Origin of the sequence: Skermania sp. ID1734 (genome assembly GCF_007489285.1) — a bacterium.
Lineage (GTDB): Bacteria > Actinomycetota > Actinomycetes > Mycobacteriales > Mycobacteriaceae > ID1734.
In genome coordinates, this window is the sequence record NZ_VLIY01000010.1 from 99280 (window position 1) to 122843 (window position 23564).

25 protein-coding genes are annotated in these 23564 nt (G+C 63.2%); 12 read left to right on the forward strand and 13 right to left on the reverse strand.

Annotation, left to right across the window (positions count from 1 at the left end):
• The first annotated feature begins 378 nt into the window (after positions 1-378).
• The 3 genes from FOS14_RS13950 (at position 379) to FOS14_RS13960 (ending at position 1753) form a co-directional block, all read left to right on the forward strand.
• A complete protein-coding gene (locus FOS14_RS13950) occupies positions 379-684 on the forward strand; it encodes a hypothetical protein (protein ID WP_143771416.1) in 306 nt (101 codons plus the stop codon).
• A gap of 360 nt (positions 685-1044) precedes the next feature.
• Positions 1045-1296, forward strand: a complete 252-nt coding sequence (locus FOS14_RS13955) for a DUF4242 domain-containing protein (RefSeq protein WP_143771417.1) — start codon at positions 1045-1047, stop codon at positions 1294-1296.
• Positions 1297-1369: 73 nt separating this feature from the next.
• Positions 1370-1753 (forward strand): hypothetical protein, encoded by a 384-nt coding sequence (locus FOS14_RS13960; protein ID WP_143771418.1) that lies wholly within the window; start codon positions 1370-1372, stop codon positions 1751-1753.
• A 140-nt stretch (positions 1754-1893) separates the two neighbouring features.
• On the opposite strand, the gene FOS14_RS13965 is transcribed toward FOS14_RS13960, so the two are convergent.
• From FOS14_RS13965 to FOS14_RS24995, 3 genes are read right to left on the reverse strand one after another with little or no spacing between them, the layout of a single operon-like run.
• On the reverse strand, positions 1894-2334 hold the full coding sequence (locus tag FOS14_RS13965; protein ID WP_143771419.1) for a VOC family protein: 441 nt from the start codon (positions 2332-2334) through the stop codon (positions 1894-1896).
• Between the two features lie 31 nt (positions 2335-2365).
• Positions 2366-2728, reverse strand: a complete 363-nt coding sequence (locus FOS14_RS13970; protein WP_143771420.1) for a DUF5615 family PIN-like protein — start codon at positions 2726-2728, stop codon at positions 2366-2368.
• Positions 2725-3111, reverse strand: a complete 387-nt coding sequence (locus FOS14_RS24995; protein WP_143771421.1) for a hypothetical protein — start codon at positions 3109-3111, stop codon at positions 2725-2727. Before FOS14_RS24995 ends, FOS14_RS13970 begins: the two co-directional genes overlap by 4 nt.
• A 176-nt stretch (positions 3112-3287) precedes the next feature.
• Here FOS14_RS24995 and FOS14_RS13980 point away from each other — a divergent pair, with 176 nt between their 5' ends.
• From FOS14_RS13980 to FOS14_RS13995, 4 genes are all read left to right on the forward strand, one after another.
• Positions 3288-4055, forward strand: coding sequence for an amino acid hydroxylase (locus FOS14_RS13980; protein ID WP_143771422.1), 768 nt, complete (start codon positions 3288-3290; stop codon positions 4053-4055).
• A complete protein-coding gene (locus tag FOS14_RS13985; RefSeq protein WP_255450327.1) occupies positions 4055-4981 on the forward strand; it encodes an O-methyltransferase in 927 nt (308 codons plus the stop codon). The genes FOS14_RS13980 and FOS14_RS13985 overlap by 1 nt, the downstream gene beginning before the upstream one ends.
• Before the next feature lie 112 nt (positions 4982-5093).
• Complete coding sequence (locus tag FOS14_RS13990) at positions 5094-6614, forward strand: N,N-dimethylformamidase beta subunit family domain-containing protein (RefSeq protein WP_255450328.1); 1521 nt, start codon at positions 5094-5096, stop codon at positions 6612-6614.
• 119 nt (positions 6615-6733) lie between these two features.
• Positions 6734-7360 (forward strand): maleylpyruvate isomerase family mycothiol-dependent enzyme, encoded by a 627-nt coding sequence (locus tag FOS14_RS13995; protein ID WP_143771423.1) that lies wholly within the window; start codon positions 6734-6736, stop codon positions 7358-7360.
• 53 nt (positions 7361-7413) lie between these two features.
• Here FOS14_RS13995 and FOS14_RS24770 read toward each other — a convergent pair whose 3' ends face one another.
• From FOS14_RS24770 to FOS14_RS14020, 5 genes are all read right to left on the reverse strand, one after another.
• Entirely contained in the window at positions 7414-7869 is a 456-nt protein-coding gene (locus FOS14_RS24770) for a hypothetical protein (protein ID WP_185981774.1), read from the reverse strand.
• 196 nt (positions 7870-8065) lie between these two features.
• Entirely contained in the window at positions 8066-8584 is a 519-nt protein-coding gene (locus tag FOS14_RS14005; protein ID WP_370512233.1) for a hypothetical protein, read from the reverse strand.
• 229 nt (positions 8585-8813) lie between these two features.
• Positions 8814-10328: a DHA2 family efflux MFS transporter permease subunit gene (locus tag FOS14_RS14010; RefSeq protein ID WP_185981775.1), complete on the reverse strand. Its 1515-nt coding sequence runs from the start codon at positions 10326-10328 to the stop codon at positions 8814-8816.
• A gap of 64 nt (positions 10329-10392) precedes the next feature.
• Positions 10393-11859, reverse strand: coding sequence for an amino acid permease (locus tag FOS14_RS14015; protein ID WP_143771424.1), 1467 nt, complete (start codon positions 11857-11859; stop codon positions 10393-10395).
• Positions 11856-12098 carry a hypothetical protein gene (locus FOS14_RS14020; RefSeq protein WP_143771425.1) on the reverse strand — a complete coding sequence of 81 codons (243 nt, stop codon included), beginning with the start codon at positions 12096-12098 and terminating at the stop codon, positions 11856-11858. The genes FOS14_RS14015 and FOS14_RS14020 overlap by 4 nt, the downstream gene beginning before the upstream one ends.
• A gap of 208 nt (positions 12099-12306) precedes the next feature.
• On the opposite strand from FOS14_RS14020, the gene FOS14_RS14025 reads away from it, so the two are divergent.
• The gene (locus FOS14_RS14025; RefSeq protein WP_143771426.1) at positions 12307-12831 is read left to right on the forward strand and encodes a DUF2231 domain-containing protein; all 525 of its coding nucleotides are present in this window, start codon (positions 12307-12309) and stop codon (positions 12829-12831) included.
• An 8-nt stretch (positions 12832-12839) separates the two neighbouring features.
• Here the strand turns inward: FOS14_RS14025 and FOS14_RS14030 are convergent, their stop codons facing one another.
• The 3 genes from FOS14_RS14030 to FOS14_RS14040 all read right to left on the reverse strand — a co-directional run bounded on the left by FOS14_RS14030 (position 12840) and on the right by FOS14_RS14040 (position 15370).
• Positions 12840-14489 (reverse strand): cytochrome bc complex cytochrome b subunit, encoded by a 1650-nt coding sequence (locus FOS14_RS14030; RefSeq protein ID WP_143771427.1) that lies wholly within the window; start codon positions 14487-14489, stop codon positions 12840-12842.
• A 79-nt stretch (positions 14490-14568) separates the two neighbouring features.
• Entirely contained in the window at positions 14569-14763 is a 195-nt protein-coding gene (locus FOS14_RS14035; protein ID WP_143771428.1) for a hypothetical protein, read from the reverse strand.
• Between the two features lie 133 nt (positions 14764-14896).
• Entirely contained in the window at positions 14897-15370 is a 474-nt protein-coding gene (locus FOS14_RS14040; RefSeq protein ID WP_143771429.1) for a GtrA family protein, read from the reverse strand.
• Between the two features lie 196 nt (positions 15371-15566).
• On the opposite strand from FOS14_RS14040, the gene FOS14_RS14045 reads away from it, so the two are divergent.
• Complete coding sequence (locus FOS14_RS14045; protein WP_185981776.1) at positions 15567-16811, forward strand: TIGR03086 family metal-binding protein; 1245 nt, start codon at positions 15567-15569, stop codon at positions 16809-16811.
• Between the two features lies 1 nt (position 16812).
• Here FOS14_RS14045 and FOS14_RS14050 read toward each other — a convergent pair whose 3' ends face one another.
• A complete protein-coding gene (locus tag FOS14_RS14050; protein ID WP_143771431.1) occupies positions 16813-18564 on the reverse strand; it encodes a GMC oxidoreductase in 1752 nt (583 codons plus the stop codon).
• A gap of 424 nt (positions 18565-18988) precedes the next feature.
• Between FOS14_RS14050 and FOS14_RS14055 the strand changes: the two genes are divergently transcribed.
• From FOS14_RS14055 to FOS14_RS14065, 3 genes are all read left to right on the forward strand, one after another.
• On the forward strand, positions 18989-20320 hold the full coding sequence (locus FOS14_RS14055; RefSeq protein ID WP_255450329.1) for a CdaR family transcriptional regulator: 1332 nt from the start codon (positions 18989-18991) through the stop codon (positions 20318-20320).
• A gap of 73 nt (positions 20321-20393) precedes the next feature.
• Entirely contained in the window at positions 20394-21752 is a 1359-nt protein-coding gene (locus FOS14_RS14060; RefSeq protein ID WP_143771432.1) for a hypothetical protein, read from the forward strand.
• A 9-nt stretch (positions 21753-21761) separates the two neighbouring features.
• Positions 21762-22628: an Abi-alpha family protein gene (locus FOS14_RS14065; RefSeq protein ID WP_143771433.1), complete on the forward strand. Its 867-nt coding sequence runs from the start codon at positions 21762-21764 to the stop codon at positions 22626-22628.
• On the opposite strand, the gene FOS14_RS14070 is transcribed toward FOS14_RS14065, so the two are convergent.
• Positions 22625-23560 (reverse strand): cation diffusion facilitator family transporter, encoded by a 936-nt coding sequence (locus FOS14_RS14070; protein WP_143771434.1) that lies wholly within the window; start codon positions 23558-23560, stop codon positions 22625-22627. The genes FOS14_RS14065 and FOS14_RS14070 overlap by 4 nt on opposite strands.
• Positions 23561-23564: the final 4 nt, after the last annotated feature.

Genomic DNA, 23564 nt, shown 5'->3' on the forward strand with positions numbered 1-23564 from the left:
GCCGCCGGCAAGCCACACCGGCAGGAACAGGTAGCCCGAGGCATGCGAGATGGGTCGTGCATGACCGACCGCGCTGGCCGCGGTCGGTGCGCTCCTATGCAGCCGTAACGTTCTTCTCTAGCATTGGTAATGCCAAACCGGTCGACCCGACGATTTAACCCATGGCGACCCCCGGCTCTGCGGTGGCGCAACATGTCCACCACATTCGCTGCCAGTTGGCCGATTCATTTAATTAGTTCTCCACCGAAAACATGACGTTCGATAAGGAAAGTAATAGCCGAATTTTCTGGCCGGAGAATGCGGCCACAAAATGTTTTCATCCTAGGCAATGCGCACTATATTCGTATCGGACGCCACTTCCGAATTAGGAGACACAAGATGAGCGTTGTAGCGATCATTCGATTCGACGTATCCGACATGGCGCTGGCCATCAAAACCATCCGATCCAAAGACGAACTGCTCGAAAGCATCGCAGCCGACGCTAAGGCTCACGGAGCGCTACACCATCGGTTCGTGCACGACGGGAAGCAGTTGGTCGTTGTTGACGAGTGGGACACGCCGCAGTCGTTTCAGGCGTTCTTCGACGGCAACACCAAGATCGCCGAGGTAACCGCCGAAGCGGGCGTGCGCGGTGCGCCGACGTCCGAATTTTACGAGACCATAGATTCAGCCGACGCGTTTTAGCCGACGTCACTTCGTGGCCTAAATTCGACGAAATCACGAAACCGGTTGCACAGAAAATACAAGGGGGTTCGAAACTTGTCTGCGATGCGCCCCGATACATTGCAGGAGCCAACGCACCCCTGATCACCAATTAACCAATATTGTCACCGGCTTCAGTCAAAGCGGTCGCGCGTTGGCACGTATTTGGATCGAAAGGCCGGTCATCGCTGCGGATGGATTCGTACGTCCATTCGGGTAGATTCGTCGGCGGGGTGTCAGGCAAAAGTTCGACGCGGCTGAAATATTGGATATTTACCTCTGTTCGAGCAGGCTCACCGCGGGTTTAACCAAGTTGTCCATTCTCTAGGCAAGGAGTTTACGGTGGCACTCTTCATGGACGTTCACACGATCGACGGTGGTGTCAACTCCGCGGATGTCGCACACGCACACGAGGCCGATCTCGAGGTTCAGTCGAAGTACGGCGTCCGGTACCTGCGGTACTGGGTCAACGAGTCGGAGGGCAAGATCTTCTGCCTGGTCGAGGCGCCGGACGCAGAGGCCGCGGAAACGGTCCATCGCGAAGCGCACGGTCTGACTGCCGACGTTATCTACCCGGTGAGCGAAGGCAGTTAACCCGGTTGCTGGGCTCCAAAGGTCGGTTAGACCGCGGGCGGTTTCATTGTGACTCCGGAATAGACTCTGCTTCGTGTCGACAGCCAAGAAGGTCCTTGTCATCGGCTTCGACCCCCGCAGCGTCGATTTCTCGACCCCAGAGATGGTTGCGGCCCATCTCACTGCCGACACCGTGCTCGCCTCGATCGCCGTTGAGAACGACCGTATTCGCGCTCTCGGCTACGAGATTGAGCGTTGCCACATCGCGCCCGACAGCGACCTACAAGTCGTGCGTGATCGTTTGACGTCAAATCAGTGGGACGTCGTGGTGATCGGCGCAGGAATGCGTACCCGCCCCGAGGCGTTGCCGATTTTCGAACGCGTCATCAACCTCGTGCATGAGTGTGCCCCGGGCGCGCGCATCGGCTTCCCGACGGGCCCCGCCGACGCGACCGAAGCGATCCAGCGCTGGGCGTGACGGTTCACCTGAACAGAACCGACCAATCGTTGCTATGTCCGTGCGACCTCTGGTGCAGCGATGCTGTTGTTGACGACGCCGAGATGGCGCAGCCGCGGTGTTGGAAAGCGGATCCCTAACCGGACGCTGCGGCGCGAAGGTCAGCGGCCCGCGGCGCGTCGGGCAGCGGCCGTGACCGGGTTGTCGCCGGCCGACCACGCTATCTCCCAGAAGTTGCCCTCCGGGTCGGCGAAGTAGGCATCGCGGCCGTCAAAGAACTCGGCTGCGATGGGTTCCTTGGTCACGCGGGCGCCAGCGGCGCGGGCCCGATCGGTCAACGCGTCCACGTCCTCGGGCCGGTCGACGGTGATGATGACCGCGCTGCGGATGCCGCCGGCTCCACGTTCAGGCATCGCGCGTGCGTCTCGGCCGAGATCGTCGACGCCGAACAGCGCAAGCAGCGCTCCACCCAGCTCGAACACGACGAAATCGTCGGTGTCGAGCACCAGCGGCCAGCCCAGTCGGCGGTAGAACTCCCGTTCGTCAGCGATGTCGGCCACCCCGAGGGTAATGATGTTGGCAAGAGGAATTTGCTGAGTCATCGGCTCATTCTGGCGCGCAGGTCCGACACTTTTACGGCCGATCGTGGCACCGCTGTAGGTAGACAACACGGTCGTTAAGATCCTCCGCGACGAGGGCAGCCACCGCCGTGGTCAGCGGTCCTATTCCGGCGGGACGACGTGAGAAGCGTGAGGACAGAGCGATGACGAGTCGGCTGTGGTGGCCGCCGGCGGTGAGGAGCTCCGCGGCCAGTCGGATGAAGTCGGCGACGTTCTCAGTGAGTACCGCTCGTTTGTCCGCGCGTGCGGCCGCGAAGACCTCCGAATCGGGGGCACCGCTTATGCGTAAGTCGGCGACAGTGACCGCATCGATACCGATCTGGCCGAGCGCTTCGGCCAACGCTCGCGGATTCATCTCGTCGAGCAGCAGCTTCACCGCGTTCGGGCCAGGGCTGTCTCGCTGCGATGCAATTCGATGCGGGCCGCGATTTCGTCGGGATAGACCGCCTGATACGCCAGGGCTGCATCGACCTGCGTCCGGCTCACCACCCCGTCCGCGGCCAATTCTGCTGCCGGGTCGGCGGAGTCGAGTTCGCCTACCCACATGACGACCTCCCATACGTCCGGACCGCCGATCAGTCCGGCGCGCCGCCCGGTAGGTCCGTCACGGAAGGTGATCATCGGATGCTCATCGCGGCGCGCGCCTTCTTCGGCGTAGCGGAGCAGCCGATCCGAGAGGCTTTCTCCTGCGGCGCGCGAGCGAAGACGCAGCCGCTCGGCCAGCCCATCGTCCAGACGTACCGACACATTTACCGACATGTCACCAACGTAGGACAATGTAAACGCAATGCGACTGCTGGCGGCGCGTTGCGACCACAACATCATGCGCTTGTTTGCAGTACATCCCGACGAGGTACCCCGGCAACCAGTCGGCAATTGTCGGCGGTTGTTGGAGTCTGTCTCTGCAAGGTGATCGCACGAGAGGATGCAGTGCGATGACGGTTTGTGTCGACGTCCGAGCCGAGCGTAAGCGCCTGTCACGCCGGTATCGCCTGGGGCAGCCGCTGCCCGATTTCGTCTACAGCAGCGATGAGGATGCGCTGTGGGCGCGCGTTTTCATGGCGCTCAGCGACATGCACGAACAGCTGAGCTGCGAGCATTACCACTCTGCCGCGCGACGTGTCGCGCTACCCGCCGACCGGGTCCCGCAACTGAGTGAGGTGTCGAGCACGCTTCGGTCACTCACCGGTTTCGAGCTTGCGCCGGCGATGGGCGCCCTCTCCGGTCGGCTGTTTTTTGCGCCGCTGGCCGACGGCATCCTGCAGTCGACCCCCGACGTGCGACCGGTGACGGAGCAGTTGTTTTCGCCGCAGCCCGACGTAATCCACGAATTGGTCGGACACGCAGTGATGCTTGCCGATCCAGAATTCGCAGATATGTATCGATGGTTCGGACGCGCCGCCAAACACGCCGCCTCCGACGATGTCAGCAAGGCGATCGGGCGGTTGTTCTGGTTCACCATGGAAGTCGGCGTCGTGGCCGAGAAGGGCCGGCCGCGAGCGTGCGGTGCGGCGATACTGTCCTCGATGACCGAGATGGAAAACATGGCCAACGCCGAGCTACGGGAGTTCCGGGCCGAGAATGTCATCGACTGCGACATCGATGACAGCGTGTGTCAGCCGGTCTTGTTCGTCGCTGATTCGGTGGGCCAGATGATGAACGAGGTACGGCGTTTCGTCCGAACACTCGTCAGCGCGGACTAATGGGCACGGTCGCACGACGTCCAGGGCGGCATTCTGCTGCGATCGCCGCGGCTGTGTCGGTCGCTTCGACAATCCTGCTGGCCGCACGTCGATCACGATTGTTCGGGCTGCGGCTACCGCGTTCGGTGCTGGTGGCCATCGCGGCAATCAGTTCGGCCGTCGCCGTCAATGAGTCCATCGGCAAACCGGTCATTGTTTTGCGATGGTCGTTTCTGCGGTTGCTGTTCGGCCTTCGCCACATGGGTGCCACTTGGCAGGTCGGCGACGGCCGAGAACAAGCCCTCGCCGATTACGTGTGCGCACATGCTCGCAGAAATGACATCGACGACGCGATCAGAGCGATCGACGAGTTCTGTTACGCCAGGAAGTACCTCATCAACGTCGGTGACGAGAAGGGCGAGATTCTCGATCGCGCCGTCGTCGCCGCGCACCCTCGGCGCCTGCTGGAACTGGGCACCTACTGCGGTTACAGCGCATTGCGGATTGCGCGGGCCATGCCCGCCGATGCTGTTCTGTACTCGATCGAATTCAATCCGGCCAACGCCGTAGTCGCCCGGCGGATCTGGGACCATGCCGGGATCGGCGAGCGCGTCGTCGTGATCGTCGGAACGTTCGGCGACCACGGAAAGACCCTCGGCACACTTCGTGAGGAATACGACTTCGCACCCGGCACAGTCGATTTCGTTTTCCTCGACCACGACAAGGCAGAATATCTGCCCGACCTGCACCGGATCCTCGACGAGAAATGGCTGCACGCAGGTTCGGTTGTGGTGGCAGACAACATCAAATACCCTGGCGTACCGCAGTATCGAGAGTTTATGCGCCGCCGAGAGGGCGTCGACTGGCACACCCGAGAACACCAATCGCACGCCGAATATCAAAGGCTGATAAAGGATCTCGTGCTCGAATCGACCTACCTCGGCTGAGTTCGCTGCGGCCGCGCGGATTCACGGACCGGCGACGGGCTCAACGACGCCGATGGGTAAGAATTGCGCAGTGATGGCGCGACAGTACCGACGACAGTTTTGCTTGTTGTGGATGGCGTTTGCACTGATCGCGGCGGGCTGTTCAACGGTCCAGGAACCCTCGCCTGCGCTGCCCACGCGGCCAAGCACGCCGGTTACCCAGCCGGTTCCGGCCGGCACGCCAGGTTGGCAAATCACCCACGCTGGCCCGCCGCACGGGATCGAAGGATTCGCCGACACCACCAGCGCACTACCCGGAACCCCCGTGCGGTTGTTCGTGTCCACCACTGCCCGTACCTACACGGTCACCGCTTACCGCATGGGCAACTACACCGGCTCCGAAGCGCTACAGATCTGGAAGTCGTCACCGCAGCCCGGCGGGGTGCAGGCCGGTTACGTCGTGCAGAACCCGACCTCGACGGTCGTCGCGCCGTGGCATCCGACGCTGACTCTGGATACCCGGGACTGGCCGGCGGGTGACTACCTGCTGCGGCTCGACGGCGACAACAACACTCAGCAGTTCGTTCCGCTGACGATCCGAGCACCGTCGAACAAGGGCCGCATCGTCATCGTCAACGCCGTAACCACCTGGCAGGCCTACAACCGTTGGGGCGGCTACAGCCTTTACGACAGTCCCAGCGGCAGCAAAGCACGCCGGTCGCGCGCAGTAAGTTTCGACCGGCCCTACCAGTCGCAAACAATGCAGGGCGCGGGCGACTTCCTGTACTTCGAACTGCCGTTTGTGCTGTTCGCCGAGCGCTCCGGGCATCGCTTGGGGTATGCCACCGACGTGGATTTGGCCACCGACCCACACCTGCTCGACGGAGCCGCCGCCGTCATCACCCTCAGCCACGACGAATACTGGACCGCCAGCATGCGCAACAACGTGGTCACCGCCCGCGACAACGGTGTCAACGTCGCCTTCCTCGGCGGCAACGACGCCTACCGGCACATGCGCTTTGGCGACTCCCCCGTCGGTCCGAACCGGCTCGAGATCGACTACAAGTCCTTCACCGAAGACCCGATCCACACCACCGACCCACTGGCGGCCACCCAGGAATGGCGCTCACCGCCCAACCCGCGCCCGGAAAGCGCGATGCTCGGCAACTACTACCAGTGCAACCCGGTCCAGGCCGACCTCGTTGTCGCCGCACCCGACAACTGGTTGCTGCACGGGTTGGTGAGCGCCGGCCAACACCTGCCGCGCATGGTCGGCGACGAGTACAACGCCATCGATCTCGACGTGCCCACACCGCGACCCATCGAGTCGCTGTTCCACTCGCCGGTGACGTGCCAGCACCGCAGTGGATTCGCCGATGTCAGTTACTACGCGGCCTCCTCGGGCGCCGCCGTGTTCGCCGCCGGAACCGAATACTGGATCTGCGGACTGGATCCCTACTGCACCCGCGCCAACTCACCAGGCGACACCACCCGCCGAGTCATGCGCGCCATCACGACCCGGCTACTCGACGCATACGCCGCGGGCCCAGCGGGAGCCAAACACCCGCCAGCCGACAATCTTGTCGCGCTCGGCCTCACCAAGATCCCCGCGCCGGCCAGACCGCAACTACCGGTGGCCACTGTCGGCGGATAGCTGAGTGCCCGAACGCTCGTCAGCCAGCAGCATCGGTCGCGATTGCGCACGCTCGCAGTGGAGTCGATGATGATCACCAACGTGCGACTGGATCCGCGTGCTGGATGTGAGGAGTATCGATGGCCGAATCTAGCGTGTGGCCGATCATCCATGCCGAGCGCCAGGCGCTCGCAAAGGATCTGGCGGGCCTGCGCGACGAACAGTGGAAAATCCCCTCGTTGTGCGCCGGCTGGAACGTACAACAGGTGCTCGGCCACATGACCGCCACTGCCCAGATGACTCCGCTACGGTTCTTCACTGGCCTCGCCAAGTCAGGGTTCCGGTTCACCGCGATGGCCGAAAAGAACGTTGCCAAACAGACCGCCGGCTCCCCCGCCGACACTCTGGCGGCGTTTACCCGGGCGATCGACGCAACTACCGCCCCACCCGGGCCCGTCGATTCCTGGCTCGGCGAAACCATCGTGCACAGCGAAGACATTCGTCGACCCCTCGGCATCGCGCACGACTACCCGCCGCAGGCGTGCGCGCGAGTTGCAGATTTCTACAAACGCTCCAACCTGCTGATCGGCGCGAAGAACCGCATCGCCGGACTCGCCCTGTCCGCCACCGACACCGACTGGTCCGCCGGCACCGGACCCACCGTGTCCGGGCCGATCCTGTCACTCGTAATGGCGATGACCGGCCGCGCCGCCGCCCTGGCCGATCTGACCGGCGACGGCGTGACCATCCTGCGCGACCGGATGTGACGACGCAGTCGCGGTAATTCCGAGCGTTTAGCTTCCGCCTCCTCGGGCTGAGCTCATTGTTGATTGCCTTTTATCGAGTCGGTGAGGTCTCTGGCTTTCGCCGCCAGATCATCGATGCGTTGACGTACCGCCGTGGACAGGTCATCACCGTGACCCTTGACCGATTCGGTGAGGTCCTTGGCCATCGCGGCGAGGTCGTCGATGCGTTGACGGACCGACGCGGACACGTCGTCACCGCGTCCCTTCACCGAATCGGTAAGCTCTTTCACCCGCGCGGCGAGGTCATCGATGCGTTGACGGAGCGACGCAGACACGTCATCGCCGCGATCTTTGATGGAGTCGGTGAGCTCTTTCGCTCTCTCCGCCAGATCATCGATGCGGTGCTTGAGTGCCGATGACACCTGCTCGACTTGTCCCCTCGAGCGCAACTCGTCGTCGTCGGTCAAAGCACCTACCGCTTCCTTGAGACGCCCTTGCAGTTCTTCGGCATCTTTGGGTGGCTGCGTCATATCTTGCTTCTTTCCCTCGTCGCAAATTTCTCATTGCCGCGGTTCGACAGCACTGTCAGTTCTACCGTTGAACCTCTACCCAGGACCAGGAAGCGGCGAAACCCGTGTGCCACTCAGCTCCGGGGTTGTTCGCGGCATGGTGATGCGCACCGTCCGACAGCAATTTCGCGCAGCATCCTAGCTGTGTACCCGCCTGTTATTGCGCACCGCCTGGCCGGTCCGTCGCAGACGGTGGCGACGCCACCGAAGCCGCTGGTGTCGCGGTTTCCTGCCGTCCCGGCATCGCGGTCGGCGACCGCCCCTGCCACCGATGCGGATGCCAGGTGGTTATCGCCCAGATGGCGAATGCATCCAAAGCGATGATCAGCACCGACCACCATGGCGCGTAGGGCAGCCAGGCAAAATTGGCGATCAGCGACAGGGCGGCGAGCGTGATCGCGCCGACCTTTGCCCACACCGCGCCGGTGGTCAATGCCGCGCCGAGCAGGATCAACAGACCACCGAGGACGACGTGGACTATGCCCCAGCCAGTGAGGTTCCACTGGTACACGTACGACGGACCAACGACGATGATCGCATCGGCAGCCAGCGCCGAAATCCCTTCCAGGACTTGGATAGCGCCGACCGCGACCAGAACGATGGCGGCGGCGATCACTCCCGACGCGGCCACGACGCTTTCCGCAGCTGAACCGCCTTGGCGACCACTAAATTCCACGATCCCTCCCGCTGTTTGGTTCGGTTCTTAACCGGTCGAGCACATACCCAGTCGAGGCTCGCACAACCACCGCTCGCCGAACCGATGGAAATTTCCGCGGAAAGGTCTCAGGGCTTGACCTTGACGCCGTGGCAGGGGGTCATACGAAACGAACTTAGATGGCACTCAAGCTCACACATCGACCTTGCAGCCGAGGTCGATGTGTGCGGCGGCTTGCGGGAACGATCGATCAGCCGACGACGGATGCGGCCGCCGATTCGTCGGCGGGCACCGCGGGCTTGGTGCGGGGCAGGAAGTACGCAGGAATCAACGTCAGCAAGATCAGCGCGAACGACACGATGTAGGTGTGCGCGAACGCGGTAGCCGCGTGCTCGTGGATCTGTGCGAGCGCGTGCGGGTCGACGTGCTTCGGCGCGGCGCCGGAGGGACTGCCGCCGAGACCTTCATGCGTCAGGAAGGTGGTGAGCACCACCGAAATGGCGGCGGCACCGATCGAAAACCCGGTCTGATTCATGATGTTCATCAATGTCGAGCCCCGCGCGACCTGTTGGCGGGTCAGCGTCTGGATGGCGCCGGTCATCGTCGGCATCATGGTGCAACCCATGCCGAGGCCCATGACGAACAACGACACCTCGATCCACACCAGCGACGTGTCGGCACCGATGTGCGTGAACGTCGACATCCCGATGGCTATCACCACCAGGCCGGTCATGACGATCTTCCCCGGCCCGATCTTGTCCACGAGCCGGCCAGCGATCGGCATGGTCAACATCGCGCCGAGACCCTGCGGGGCATTGAGCAAACCGGAGTGCAGGGTGGACTCCCCGCGAACCTGCTGCAGATACAGCTGCAACAGCAGCTGGGCACCGAAGAATGCGGCCGCGAAGAACACCATCGTGAGCACCGCGAACGTGAGATTCCGGTTACGGAACAGATGCACATCGATCAGTGGATGCTCGGTCCGCAAAGCGTGCACGACGAACCCGGCCACCAGCCCGATCCCGATGACGGCCGGGACGAGCACCTTCACCGACAGCACAGTGCCCTCCCCCGGGATGGAGGAGACGCCGTAGAGGAACAGGGCAAGACCTGGCGAGGCCAACAGCATCCCGACGAAGTCGAACGATTCCGATGGTTCGGGCCGATCCTTTTCCAGCACAATAAAAGCGAGCACGAGCGCCACGACGCCGATCGGCAAGTTGATCAGGAAGATCCAGTGCCAGCTGAAGCTTTCGATCAGCCACCCGCCCAGGATCGGGCCGCCGATCGGTCCCAATAGCATCGGTACGCCCATGATGGCCATCACGCGTCCGATGCGGTCCGAACCTGCCGCGTGGGTCATGATCGTGATGCCCAGGGGCATCAGCATCCCGCCGCCGAGGCCCTGAATAACGCGAAAAGTGATGAGCGACTCGATGTTCGATGCCGTGCTGCACAACACGGAGCCAGCGACGAAGAACGTCAGCGCCAGCATGTAAAGGCGCTTCGTGCCAAATCGATCGGCCGCCCACCCGGTCAGCGGAATGACCGTTGCCAATGCGAGCGTGTAGCCGGTCATCGTCCACGCGGCGACCGCGGGAGTTGTGTGGAATTCGATCTGGAACGTGTGCAGGGCGACATTGACGACGGTTACGTCGAGGATCGACATGATCGCGCCGAGAATGACCACACCGGCGACCTTGAAGACTGCTGCGTCGAGCTTGTCGGTGGTCTGAGTCGACCCCGTAACCGGAGGATTCGTCACCGTTTTAGCGTGTCACGTTTTCCCGCCGCTTGACTAGATCCGGTCTGAAGAAACTTCGGCGCACTCAGGTTCGACGATTCGCGACAACGGGGAACTGCCCGGTGTGACCCTCCCGCTCGGCCGCAACCGCCAGCACTCGATTGCGCACCGCATACCAACCGCCGATCAATGCCGGAACAATGACGACCAGCGACGCGACCGTCCAGGTTCCGATCGGATGGTCGAACGCCATGAGGACAAGGACGAGCAAGAGAAACGCGAGCGTCAGATACCCGGTGTACGGGGAACCCGCCAGTCGGAACGCCGGCCGCTCCACCAATCCTTTTCGCGACCACCGATACAGCTGGATCTGGCAGATCACGATCGTGGCCCAGGACGAGATGATCCCGAGCGAGGCCATATTGAGCACGATCTCGAATGCCTGACCCGGGACGACGCCGTTCAGCAGTACGCCGAAAAGCCCGATCACGGCGGTGAGGCAGATGCCACCGTATGGGACACCGTTTCGCGACATTCTGGCGGTGAACGTCGGCGCGCTGCCGTTCATCGCCATCGATCGCAGGATCCGTCCGGTCGAGTACAGTCCGGCATTCAGGCTCGAGAACGCTGCGGTAAGCACCACGATGTTCATCAATGTTCCGGCGCCGCCGAAGCCAAGCTTGGAAAAGAACGTCACAAACGGGCTCTCCGCCGCCGAGTAATCGGTGTATGGCAACAACAGCCCGAGCAATATCAATGAACCGACGTAGAACACGGCGATGCGCGCAATCACCGAATTGATGGCCCGCGGCATGATTTTGACCGGATTAGCGGTCTCGCCCGCGGCCGTCCCGACCAGTTCGACTGCGGCATAGGCGAACACGACACCGGAGGTGACCATCACCATCGGGATCGCGCCCGTCGGGAATAGTCCGCCGTGGTGCGCGATCACGCTGATTCCGGTGCTGTGACCGTCGATTGGGTAGCGGCCGGCAAGGAAAATAGTTCCGGCGACCAAGAAGGTAATTAGGGCGAGAACCTTCACGAGCGCTGCCCAGAACTCCAGCTCACCGAACAACGTCACCGAGATCAGATTCATGCTGAGCACGATTGCGAGCGCGATCAACGCGATCAACCACTGCGGGACGGCTTTGAAGGCGCTCCAGAAGTGAAAGTAGGTGGCGATGGCCGTCGAATCGACGATTGCGGTCATCGCCCAGTTCAGGAAATACATCCAGCCGGCAACATAGGCCGCCTTTTCCCCCAAGAATTCGCGCGCATAGGACACGAACGATCCCGAGGACGGACGGTGCAAAACGAGTTCGCCAAGTGCTCGCAAAATGATGAAAACGAACACGCCGCAGACGGCGTAAACGATGAACAACCCGGGACCGGCGTCGCGCAATCGCCCACCGGTACCAAGGAACAGCCCGGTTCCGATGGCACCGCCAATAGCGATCATCTGCAATTGACGAGGCTTGAGGCTCTTGTGATAGCCCGAATCCTCCGTCTCGAGAGCCGGTCCATCGCCCGCCTGCTGAGTTGGCGTCATGATGTCCGTTCCGGGTCCGCACCACTCGGCGGCGGACCCTGTCTCGGCGGCGGCGGATCGGATAGATCGCGGAAGGTGAGCGCGAATCCCCATACGCCGACAACGGCCGCGACCGCGTACCCGATGATCGACAGCAATCCGGCATGCTGATACGCAGTGAACGCGACGATCGCGAGCGCGGCGAAGATCATCAGCATTCCGATCAGCGGAGTCTTGGATGGAAACTCGGTTCTCGCCACGTTCGCTCACCTCCAGTGCGGAGCTCATATTAAACGCGCCCGTCGGCGAGCGAAGCCATGCTTATGGATGCGCCCACTCGAAAAACGTCTCCCCAGCCATGATCTCGACGCAAGCCACATCCGCGGCTGACACGCATGTCCGGTGCGGTTACCGGGTACAACGCCACCAATCGCAGACATCGATTTGTTGACGAGGGAGGCAACGTTTATGTACAGCAAGATCACCGTCGCGCGGCACCCGGTTCACCCCGCGCTGGTGGCCTTCCCGGTCGCGTTCTACACCGGAAGTCTGGTGGGCTTCGCCGTGTACGTGGCCAACAACCACCAGTTCTGGCTGAACCTCGCGATCGCGGCGAGCATCGCCGGCGCGGGTACCGCGATCCTGGCGGCGGTGCCCGGGTTCGTCGACTGGCTGTTGGGCGTGCCGCGCCACTCCCAAGCCAAGATCGTCGGCGCGGCCCATGGCGGACTCAACCTGGTGGCGCTCGGGCTCTTCATCGCCGTCGCCGTGCGCTATGTCGGCCACTGGAATGGTCCGGCCACCGATGCCACGCTCGGCTTGGCGCTCTCAGCTCTGGGGGTCGCTCTCACCATCGCGGCTGGAGCCATGGGCTGGACGCTGGTGCAGACCTTCCACATCGGGGTGAGCCTCACCGATGCGCAGTGTCGCGACGAGGACATCGTCCATTTGCATGTTCCTGGGCTGATGCTCGCTTCCCCTCGCCGCAACTGACGCGAGGTTTAGTGCGGGCCTGCGCCGTTGCCGTCGCCGCGGGCCCGCTCTTGTTCTGCCTTCAGGACGGCGAGTTGGGTAGCTTCGCTCTCGTGCTCGGCGCGGCTGAACGCGTCGCTCTGCGCCACCGGGTCCGCCCGCAGCAGGCTGCCAGTGCCAGGGCGGCCCGCCGAGCCGAGCTTGTTCATCTTTTTCGGCATCGGCGCGCCCTGGTACTGCAACGGGATCGGGTGGCCGTGCGAATCGACCGGGCCGAGCGGCTGATGCACCTCGATGTACTCGCCATTGGCCAGCCTGCGGACCACTCCCGTCTCGATGCCGTGCTCGAGCACCTGACGGTCCGAACGCTGCAGGCCCAGGCAGAAGCGGTAGGCAACGTAGTAGGCCACGGGCGGCAGAATCAGCACACCCATCCGACCCATCCAGGTCGTCGCGTTCAGCGAGATGTGGAAGACCAAGGCGATGATGTCGTTGCAACCGGACAGGGTCAGCACAACATAGAAAGCAACAGCCATTGCTCCAATACCGGTGCGTACCGGCGCATCTCGCGGCCGCTGCAGCAGATTGTGGTGCGCGTCATCCTTCGTGAGCCGCTTCTCGATCCACGGGTAGGCCGTCATCACAGCCAGGACAACGAGCATGGTCAGCGCCACCCAGACCACCGCGGGCACCATGTACCGACCGAAATACAGTTCCCACGGCGGGAAGATACGGGCCAGACCTTCCGTCCACAGCATGTAGAAGTCCGGCTGTGAACCGGCCGACACCTGCGACGGGTTGTACGGCCCGTAATTCCAGATCGCATTGATCTGTAGCAGCCCGCCCATCAGTGCCAGCACCGCAACGACCATGGCCATGAACGCGCCGCCGTGGGCCGCGAACACCGGCATGATCCGGATACCGACCACATTCTTTTCGGTGCGGCCGGGCCCGGGGAACTGCGTGTGCTTCTGGTACCACACCACCGCCAGGTGAATGGCGATGAGGCCCAGGATGATTCCGGGGAACAGCAGCACGTGGATGATATAGAGGCGCGGGATGATGATGGTGCCCGGGAAGTCGCCGCCGAACAGCGCCCATTGGATCCAGGTGCCCACCACCGGAAGACTCATCGTGATGCCGCCCATGGCCACCCGCAGACCGGTTCCGGACAGCAGATCGTCGGGCAGCGAATAGCCGAAGTAGCCCTCGAACATGGCCAGGATCAGCAGCAGCGAGCCGATCACCCAGTTCAACTCGCGGGGGCGGCGGAATGCTCCGGTGAAGAAAATGCGGAGCATGTGGATGATGATCGCGCACGCGAACAGCAGCGCTGCCCAGTGGTGGATCTGGCGGACGAACAGTCCGCCGCGGACCTCGAACGAGATCTGCAGCGCGCTCTCGTACGCACGGGACATGTGCAGGCCGCGCAACGGTTGGTAGGGGCCGTTGTAGACGACCTCGGTCATCGACGGGTCGAAATAGAGAGTCAGATAAATCCCCGACAACAACAGCACGATGAAGCTGTAGAGCGCGATCTCCCCGAGCATGAACGACCAGTGCGTCGGGAAGACCTTGTTCATTTGACGTTTGACGCCGGCGGCGAGTTTATAGCGCGAGTCGACAGCGTCAGCCTGTTCGGCGCTCAGTTGGGCCAACCGACTCTTTATCGCCACCATCGCCAGATCCCCGTTTCGAACGGCACAGCCGAACGCAGCGGTACCCGACAGAATCGACGTCAAACGCTCGAATTGCTCTTCAGGTCTCGGCGTGCTGCGCGCGAACTATGCAATTCTCGAGTTGGGTCAGCCCCATCGCGATTCGCTTGCCGCCGCCATACACAGGCTCTGCCTCAACATAGGCAATCGGCCCATAACGGATTGTCTTGATCTCGTAGTCGATGGTTTTTCCGTTGATCTGCAACGGAAATCGGTCACCGCGGGTTATCGCCATGACCACCTCCCCCGGTTTCGGCTTATCGATTCGCGGGGGTTGCCCACCGGCGACCCAGGTAAACACCTTCTCGCCGGCCGGAAATTCGGTTATACAAAGTCAATTCGGACATGCCCGGCGTTAAGTGCTGCCGTCACAACCACAATCCACGCAGGGCGACGAAGCGCATCAGCCCGACAAGGCCACCGACACCGATGACGAAGCCCGCCTGCAGCACGTCGCCAGCACCGGGAAACAGGAAGCTCAACAACGCCAGGGCGGCCGCGTTCACCGCGAGGCCGAGGAGCATCAATCCCCCGCCCTCCCATTGCGCTTCGAACCAGCCGACTCTCGAGTCCGCACGGAAGGTCAACCTGCGGTGCATCTCATTGGCCAGCGCCGTGCTCACCGCGGTGCCAGCGATGTTCGCCCACTGGGATCCCTCGCTGTGCATGCCGAGAAAGAGCAGAAAGTAGGCGATATTGGAGATTCCGCCGACCGCCGCGAACCTCATCAACTGGACGATGACACCGTTGCTGCGCAGGAAACCGGCCAGGCCCGCCTCCGCGGCAGCACCCACCGACGACGGCAGAACCGTCAGTCGGCGATTGAGCTGCATGACCGTCATGAGGGCCTCCAGGAAGGGTGCTGATTCGAATATACCCCCAACTGGAGGAAATGCCTCCACTTTGTTGGTGACTTGTTATACACCGCACAAGTGCCGGTTTCCTGCACGGGACACCACGGGTCAATTCACGGCAGGATTTGGCACCTGGTGTCCCGCGCGAACACGTGCAGAGTTGCAGGCAGATACGCTCCACCGCATGGTGGACGCAACCGATCTGGCCGCACTCGACCGCGCGACACAACAGTTTTCGGAGGTCCTGGCATCGCTTGGCCCGGACGACCTTTCGCAGCCGTCGGCCTGCGACGGTTGGGACGTCCGGGACGTCGCCAACCACGTTTGTGGCGGAGCGTTGCGGTACGCCCACTACCTGCGCGGCGGAATGCCCGACGAGATCGCGTGGACCCGCACCGCCGACAACGCCGGAGACGACCCGCGTGCCGCTCACGACCAACTCAGCCGTGAACTGCGCACGTTGTTCGCCCAGCCCAGCGCCGACACCATCCGCGCCCATCATCCGGTCCAGACGGTCAGCGGCACCGAACTGCTCTACATGCGCGTCGAAGAGCTCGCCATCCATGCCTGGGATATCAGTGGCGCACTCGACGCATCCGCAACCATCGACGAGCCGTTGGCGGCCTACATCCTCGACCGCGGCACCGAAGTATTGCGCATCCAACGCGAGCACGGATACTTCGCCGGATCGAAAGCTATCGGCGACGACGCGCCGGCCGCCGCTCGATTGCTCGCCCTTACCGGACGCGCGCCGCGCTACCAGGCCAGCAACATCCGAGCATCCAACTGCTCCAAGCCAACTAAAGTGATCGGCATGGACGAGCCCACGGTGCGCAACCGCAGCCCGTACCAAAGCACGGCGCTGAGCCTCATGCGCGTCGGGGTCCTGGACGCTCTGCACGATCTGCTGCTCGAACGGCGCTGGACGTCGATCACCATGAACGACGTGGCCAAGGCTGCGGGGGTGAGCCGGGGAACGCTCTACAACGAATTTCAATCGAGGATCGGCCTGGCCCGCAGCTACGCACTGCGGCTGACCGACTCGGTCGTAGCCGGTATCGAGCGAGAAATCTACCGGCACCCCGGCGACGGGCACGGCGCACTGTGTGCGGCGTTCGGCGACTTCTTCAGCCAGATCGGGCACGATCCGCTGGTGCGCGCGCTACGCGCCGAAGACGCGCCGAACGACCTGCTCCGCATGATCACCGTCGAGAGCCAATTCATCGTCGACCATGCAAGCCGAAAGTTCTCGCGGACGTTTCAGGAAAGTTGGATCGGCGCCAGCAAACTCGACGCCGACATCATGGGCGAGGCCGTTGTGCGTACCGCGTTGAGCTTCCTCGCGCTCCCGCCGATCAGTCCCGAAGTCGCCGCGGAGGGCGTGGCACAGCTGCTCACGCCCTTCCTGACGGCAACGCGGTTGGACTGACTTACGCGGGAGAACTGGTTTCCTGCGGGTCGTCGACCACCTTCAGGCCGTTGCGCACCTCGGCGATCGGCAGGCGCAGCGCGCCGGGGGCCGACGTGGGCACGATCGGGCGTTTCGGCGCTACCGGCTTGATCCGCTGGTACGGCGATCCAATCGGTGGCCGAGAATCGGCTTCACCCTTGTTCGGCCACATGGCGGCCGCCCGTTCGGCCTGCGCGGTGATGGTCAGCGATGGGTTGACGCCCAGGTTTGCCGACACCGCGGATCCGTCGACCACGCTGAGCGTCGGATATCCGAAGACCCGGTGGTAGGGATCGATGAAGCCGTGCTCGGCGTCCGCGCCGATCGCGCAACCGCCGAGGAAATGGGCGGTCAGCGGGATGTTCACGATCTCGCCCCAGCTACCGGCCGGGATGCCGTCGATCTTGTCGGCGATGCGGCGGGTGGCTTCGTTGCCGACAGGGATCCAGGTGGGGTTGGGTTTCCCGTGCCCTTGCCGGCTGCTGAGCTTGCGGCCGAAGATCCCGCGCTTGGTGAAGGTAGTGATGGAGTTGTCCAGATGCTGCATGATCAGCGTGATGATCGTGCGCTCGCTCCACTTGCGGACCCCGACGATTCTGGCGAACTGAATCGGATGCATGAACATCAATCCGAAGAACTTGAGCCAGCGCGGGATGCGGCCGCCACCATCGGTCATCAGGGTCTGCAGCATGCCCATCAGGTTGGACCCCTTGCCGTAGCGCACCGGCTCGATGTGGGTGTCCGACGTCGGGTGAATCGATGAGGTGATGGCGACGCCGCGGGTCAGGTCGAGGTTCTCGTCGACCGTGAAACGTTGAGCGCCGCAGATCGATTCGGAGTTGGTCCGAGTCAGCACGCCGAGCCGGTCGGACAGGTTCGGCAGATTTCCCTTGTCGCGCATCCGGTGCAGCAGGTTCTGGGTGCCCCAGGTGCCCGCGGCGAGCACTACGTGAGCGGAGGTGAGGACCTGGCGATCCTTGCGGAACCACGCACCCGTGCGTTCCGTCGACACTTCCCACCCGCCGTCCGGGCGCTGCTGCAGCCCGGTCACCGTGGTCAGCGGACGAACGTCGACACCGGCGCGCTCCGCCAGACCGAGATAGTTCTTCACCAGAGTGTTCTTCGCGCCCACCCGGCAACCGGTCATGCAGGACCCGCATTCGGTGCATCCGGTCCGGCTCGGCCCGACACCGCCGAAGTACGGATCGGCGACAGGCTTGCCGGCCTCGCCGAAGAACACGCCGACCGGGGTCTGGACGAACGTGTCGCCTACGCCCATTTCGTCCGCGACGGCCTTCACCACTTCATCGGCCGGGGTCATGTGCGGGTTGCGCACCACACCGAGCATGCGCTGGGCCTGGTCGTAGTACGGCGTCAACTCCGCGCGCCAGTCGGTGATGCCCGACCACTGCGGGTCGGCAAAGAACTCCTGCGGCGGAACGTAGAGCGTATTGGCGTAGTTCAGGGACCCGCCGCCGACACCGGCGCCGCCCAGGATCAGCACGTCGCGCAGCAGATGGATGCGTTGGATTCCGTACAGTCCCAGTTTCGGCGCCCAGATGAACCGGCGAATGTCCCAACTGGTCTTGGGAAAGTCCTCGTCCGTGAAGCGTCGGCCAGCCTCCAGCACGGCCACCCGATAGCCCTTCTCGGCCAACCGGAGGGCGGACACGCTGCCGCCGAAGCCTGATCCGACGACGATGACGTCGTAGTCAAGTCCATCTACTGCCATGGTGACTCCCAACCCTTCATGGCGAATGATCTGCGCCCGCCTCGCACATCGCATAGCGCCGAGACCCCTGTGCGTGAATGTTCACCGCCCGCGGTGAACATTCACGCACAGGGGATCATTCGAACGGTCTCGCGTCGATCGCTGCTGACACGGCAACGATGGGATCCGGTTTGATCGCGCGGTGTTTGGATCCCACCGTCGCCGCCCCACAATGCTCTTCAATTCGCCCAGACGTCGATATGGAGCCGCCTTCGAAGTTCCCCGGCGAATTTGGAGCACCACACAACGCTCACCCAGGTGACACGCACCACACACGTTTGAACATTACGAACTATTTGTTCAGGGCTTGTACATATGGTTAAATTTGTTCAGTCGGTGCATCGCCGGCCTCGCCGCTCGACATCACAGAGGAGCCGCACACGTTATGGAGTCCTCGTTGAACAACTGGCGGTCCGCGGTCACATCAGCGGAGTTCCTCGACCTCGCGGTGGACACGCCACCGCGGCGGTTCGGCCAATTCCGCGACGCGACCTGCAACTTGATGTCCGCCGCGATCGCCGCCGAGGACTGGACGAGGCTGCTCGACCGCCTCGTGTCGGATCGTGTCCGGATCGCCGACAGCGTGGTGTCCGCGCTGCGTACCCGGATCCCCAGCTACCGTCGGCTGTCGTTGGACACACTCGCCGCCGAGGTGCGCACCGTCGTCGAGTTGGCCCTTCGCTATGTCGGCAAGGACCGCGGCACCGTTGCCACCGACAGTTCGGCCGCGCTGGAGGCGATCGGCAGGCTGCATGCCCATCAAGGAATTTCGGTGCAGGATCTCCTGCACGCCCGGCGTACCGTCGTTCAGCTGATTCTGCAACGGGCCCAAGATGTTTCCAGCGAGCTCGAGCTCAATTCCGCGGCCGCCATCGAGTTGGCGCAAACCATCTTCGCTTGGTCGGACTCCGCAACAGTCACCATCACCCGCGCCCATGACCACGTGGTGCATGAACTGGTCAACAGCGAGCTCGAACGCCGATCCGCCTACGTCCGGGGCGTCCTGCACGGCACCCTGTCCCCCGAAGAGACGCTCGACGGCGCCCGCGCGTACGGAATCGACCCGCGCGCCGAGTATGTGGCCGTCCGCATTCGTTGCGCCGGTCCCGCCACATCGACACAGGCACAGTCCCGGCTACCTATCGAATTCAGTGCTATCCCAGGGCTTTACACCAGAATCGGCGACGACATCGCCGGCTTTCTGCAGTGTTCGCCGGCCAGTGACGATTCCAGCACGGTCGGGGTCGGTCCCAAACGACGGCTCGAGCGGCTCGCCGAATCGTTTCGGCTCGCCACCCGCGCGGTCGAGACCGCGTCGGGCTTCGGATTGACCGGCGTGCACGACTATTCCGCACTCGGGCTCCGGATGACCGTCGCCGCCGATGAAGAGGTCGGCGACATCCTGACCCGTAAGTATGTGCAGTTGCTCGCCGACAGCAATTCCGGCGACGAACTGATCGCCAGCCTGCGCGCCTACTTCGAGTGCGGCATGCACGTCGAGACAACGGCCGAGCGGCTGTTCGTCCATCAGAACACTGTCCGCTACCGCATCTCCCGATGCGAAGAACTGCTCAACGTCAGCCTGCGCGACTTACGCACGGTGTTCGAACTGTGGTGGGCGCTCGAGCGCGACGCCTTCGAAAAGCGCTGCGCCAAGACTGACCTACCGCAACCGCAGCACCCTGGAGCGAACTCCAAGGTCCGCGTCAAAAGTTGAGGAACGACTCCGTTGAGCGGCGTCACGCGGTGAGGCGAGACTCACTTTTCCGGCATATCTGTGGAGGCGAGGAGTGCACATCCTTTCGGCAGGCCCTTTTCTGGACTGGGAAGAGCTGACCGGGCAGTCCAAGTTCGTCGTCGACATCGTGAGCGTGCCGATCTTCAGCGCGATCGCGGGATTGATCACCAACTGGACCGGCGTGATCATGCTGTTTGCGCCGGTGCGATTCACCGGCTTCTATGTGCCCGGACTGAAGTCCCTCTTCCCGTTTCTGCCCCGCAAGGTGCAGATTCTTCCCGTGTTCGCACCGGAAGGGATCCTGGGCTTCCAGGGATTCATTCCCTGCCGGGCGGAGAAGATGGCCAGCCTGATCGTCGACAAGTCGATCGCCCGAATCGGCGGGATCGGCGACTTCTATCAGGAACTTAATCCCGACAAGCTCGCCGAAACTCTCGCTGACGCCGCCCGCCCCCAGATCCGACAACTGACCACCGAGGTGATCGAGGCCGAACACCCCCAGCTGTGGCAGTCGCTGCCGAGATCGGTCAAGGAAACCGTTCTCAAGACTGTCGATGCCGAATTGCCGCAGATCTCGCGACGCGCGTTCACCAAGATCGGCGCGAACATCGACGAACTGCTCGACGTCAAGCTGATGACGGTCAACCACCTGCGCAAGAACCCGGAGGTGCTGCGCGACATCATCAAGGGAATGGCCGTCCCCGAGCTCAGAGTCATGGTGCGCATCGGTGCGCTCGGGTTTGTGTTCGGCATTCCGCTTGCGCTGTATCTCAACTGGGTGCACACCTTCCATCCCCCGGTGCTCGGCGGGATTCCGGGCTGGGTGACCGTGCTGTTCGGTGCCGCGTTGATCGGCGTGATCGTCAACATCATCGCCATCAAAGTTGTCTTCGAACCCGGCGAGCCCAAACCACGTTATCGATACTTGTGGCGCCAGGGCCTGTTTCCGCGACGCCAACACGAGGCGGCGGCACAGCTCGCGCGGATGCTGTCCATCGAGGTGCTCACCGTCGGCAATTTCTCCCGCGAACTTCTCGAAGGCGCCAGCGGCGACAAGACGCTCGCGTTCATTCAAGAGGCAGTGTCCGAGGAGGTCGATCGAATACTCGGTCCGGTCGCGGCCACCGTCGGCAAGTCGGTCCGAGTGGTCAACATGGAGGCGCTCGAGCACCGGGCCGGAACCGCGGTGGTCACCTTTGCGCCGACCGTGTTCGAGGATGAGAAGTTCAATCGGAAGAAGGCGAAGCGGATCGACAAGTTCGCCACCGAGAAGTTCCGGGCGCTGCCACCCGACGAGTTCGGCGAAATGCTCTACGCGGCAATTGAACAGGACGCCTGGTTGCTGTACGTGCACGGCGGGCTGCTGGGCATCATCGTCGGCGCCGCCCACATTCTGATCTTCGGAACCTAGCGGAGAACGATGACCGAACAGCACACCAACGGGTCCGGACCTATCGATGTCCCCGCCTCGGGCGTCGATCGAGCGGCCCGGCTCGCCCACGACGCGGTCGGCAGCGTCGGTGCGGCCGCCGAAGCGGCGATAGCGGCCACCTCCCAATTCTGGTCTGCACTGTCCGCGCTCGGCACCGCACCGTTCGAAGCGACGAGTAGCGTGATCCGGCAGGCGAACGAGTTGAATCCGGTCTCCGGACTGCTCAACGGCGGCGTCCGGACCGCCCGCAGCATCGTCACCCCCGTTCTCGGTGCCGAGCCGGACGAGAACGACGAGGAAATGCGGGCCCTGCGCAAGCGCGGCAACCGGTTGATCGGGATCTCGCACAAGTCCGGGCCCTGTTACCGCAAGGTGCATCCGTCCTTCCCGCTGATTCTCGACGAACTCACGCCCGACGAGGCTCGGATCGTTCGCTTCCTGGCCGTCGCCGGCAAGCAGCCGATGATCGACGTCCGGACCAAATCACTGTTCCAGGTCGGCTCCGAACTGATCGCCAGCGATATCAACATGGTCGCCGAAATGTCGGGATGCCGTTGGCGCGAACACGATCGCAACTACTTCGCCAACCTCATCCGGCTCGGACTGGTGGTCTTCTCCCCCGAACCCGTCGACGATTTCCGCCGGTATGCGCTCATCGAGGTGCAGCCGAAAGCGGTTGCCGCGATAGCTCGGACGAAGAAGGCCATCACTATCTACCGCAGCATCTACCTCTCCGATTTCGGCCGCCAGTTCGTCGAAGTATGTTTCGACACAGCCGGTTACCACGCCGGCGGCTGGGACTCCAACGAGCGCGGCGACAAAACCATCGGCAAGGGACCGCCGAGCCGGCGTTAGCCGACGATGCTCGGCTGGTCCGCGGTGGACAGGCTCAGCACCGCCCGGACCACGTGTTCGTCGGTTTCCAGCTCGGCCGCGATCGCCCGCAGCCGCTCGGCGACCTGGGATTCCACCTCGTCGCCTCGCAGGTCGATACTGGCCACGAGGTAAATGCGCTTGGGGCCAAGGTATTCGGTGCGCAGGAAGGTCACGCGCTCGACCTCCGGAATTGCCAGCAGTGTGGCAATGATGGCCGCCCGCAAGGTGGGTGAGGCCTCGACGCCGACCAGAAAGCGCCGGTTACGGTCGACGAGCACAATCGCGATCACGGCGAGGAGGAGCCCAACGGCGATGGAGCCCAAGGCATCCCAACCCGCATACCCGGTCAACTGGTGCAGCAAAATTCCGAGAAACGCCAGCAACAAGCCGACGAGCGCACCACCGTCTTCGGCGAACACGGCGCGGGTGGTCGGATCCGATGTGCGCACTGCATGTTCCAGCAGTGTTCGGTCGAATTGGGGTGCCTCCGAACGCAGCTGGCGCACGGACTGCCGAAACGAGATGCCCTCGAGGACCGCGGAGACGCCCAGCACCAGGTAGGCAACGGTGAAATCCGCCGCCGGTTCGGGATGGAGCAGCTCTTGCACGCCGTGGGTCACGGACACGCCTGCGCCCAGCGCGAATAACCCGAGCGCGGCGAACATCGACCAGATGTAGGCCTCCCGCCCGTAGCCGAGCGGATGGTTGATGTCCGCTGCGCGCCGGGAACGTTGGTTGGCCACCATGAGCAGCACCTCGTTACCGGTGTCCGCCCACGAGTGGGCCGCCTCGGCAACCATCGACGCCGACCCAGTGACTGCGGCAGCCGCCGATTTCGCCGCCGCAATGAGCACGTTTGCGGCGAAGGCGAGCGCGACAGTTAGCCCGCTTTCATTGGATCCCTTCACCATTGGG

Coding starts and splice junctions, on each gene's coding strand:
- FOS14_RS13985 (WP_255450327.1), top strand. CDS start 4,055: ATGGGCACGGTCGCACGACGTCCAGGGCGGCATTCTGCTGCGATCGCC.
- FOS14_RS14065 (WP_143771433.1), top strand. CDS start 21,762: ATGACCGAACAGCACACCAACGGGTCCGGACCTATCGATGTCCCCGCC.
- FOS14_RS14045 (WP_185981776.1), top strand. CDS start 15,567: ATGGTGGACGCAACCGATCTGGCCGCACTCGACCGCGCGACACAACAG.
- FOS14_RS14055 (WP_255450329.1), top strand. CDS start 18,989: ATGGAGTCCTCGTTGAACAACTGGCGGTCCGCGGTCACATCAGCGGAG.
- FOS14_RS14070 (WP_143771434.1), bottom strand. CDS start 23,560: ATGGTGAAGGGATCCAATGAAAGCGGGCTAACTGTCGCGCTCGCCTTC.
- FOS14_RS14035 (WP_143771428.1), bottom strand. CDS start 14,763: ATGGCGATAACCCGCGGTGACCGATTTCCGTTGCAGATCAACGGAAAA.
- FOS14_RS13950 (WP_143771416.1), top strand. CDS start 379: ATGAGCGTTGTAGCGATCATTCGATTCGACGTATCCGACATGGCGCTG.
- FOS14_RS24995 (WP_143771421.1), bottom strand. CDS start 3,111: ATGTCGGTAAATGTGTCGGTACGTCTGGACGATGGGCTGGCCGAGCGG.
- FOS14_RS14015 (WP_143771424.1), bottom strand. CDS start 11,859: ATGACGCCAACTCAGCAGGCGGGCGATGGACCGGCTCTCGAGACGGAG.
- FOS14_RS14030 (WP_143771427.1), bottom strand. CDS start 14,489: ATGGTGGCGATAAAGAGTCGGTTGGCCCAACTGAGCGCCGAACAGGCT.
- FOS14_RS14050 (WP_143771431.1), bottom strand. CDS start 18,564: ATGGCAGTAGATGGACTTGACTACGACGTCATCGTCGTCGGATCAGGC.
- FOS14_RS13965 (WP_143771419.1), bottom strand. CDS start 2,334: ATGACTCAGCAAATTCCTCTTGCCAACATCATTACCCTCGGGGTGGCC.
- FOS14_RS13995 (WP_143771423.1), top strand. CDS start 6,734: ATGGCCGAATCTAGCGTGTGGCCGATCATCCATGCCGAGCGCCAGGCG.
- FOS14_RS13980 (WP_143771422.1), top strand. CDS start 3,288: ATGACGGTTTGTGTCGACGTCCGAGCCGAGCGTAAGCGCCTGTCACGC.
- FOS14_RS13990 (WP_255450328.1), top strand. CDS start 5,094: ATGGCGTTTGCACTGATCGCGGCGGGCTGTTCAACGGTCCAGGAACCC.
- FOS14_RS14025 (WP_143771426.1), top strand. CDS start 12,307: ATGTACAGCAAGATCACCGTCGCGCGGCACCCGGTTCACCCCGCGCTG.
- FOS14_RS24770 (WP_185981774.1), bottom strand. CDS start 7,869: ATGACGCAGCCACCCAAAGATGCCGAAGAACTGCAAGGGCGTCTCAAG.
- FOS14_RS14040 (WP_143771429.1), bottom strand. CDS start 15,370: ATGACGGTCATGCAGCTCAATCGCCGACTGACGGTTCTGCCGTCGTCG.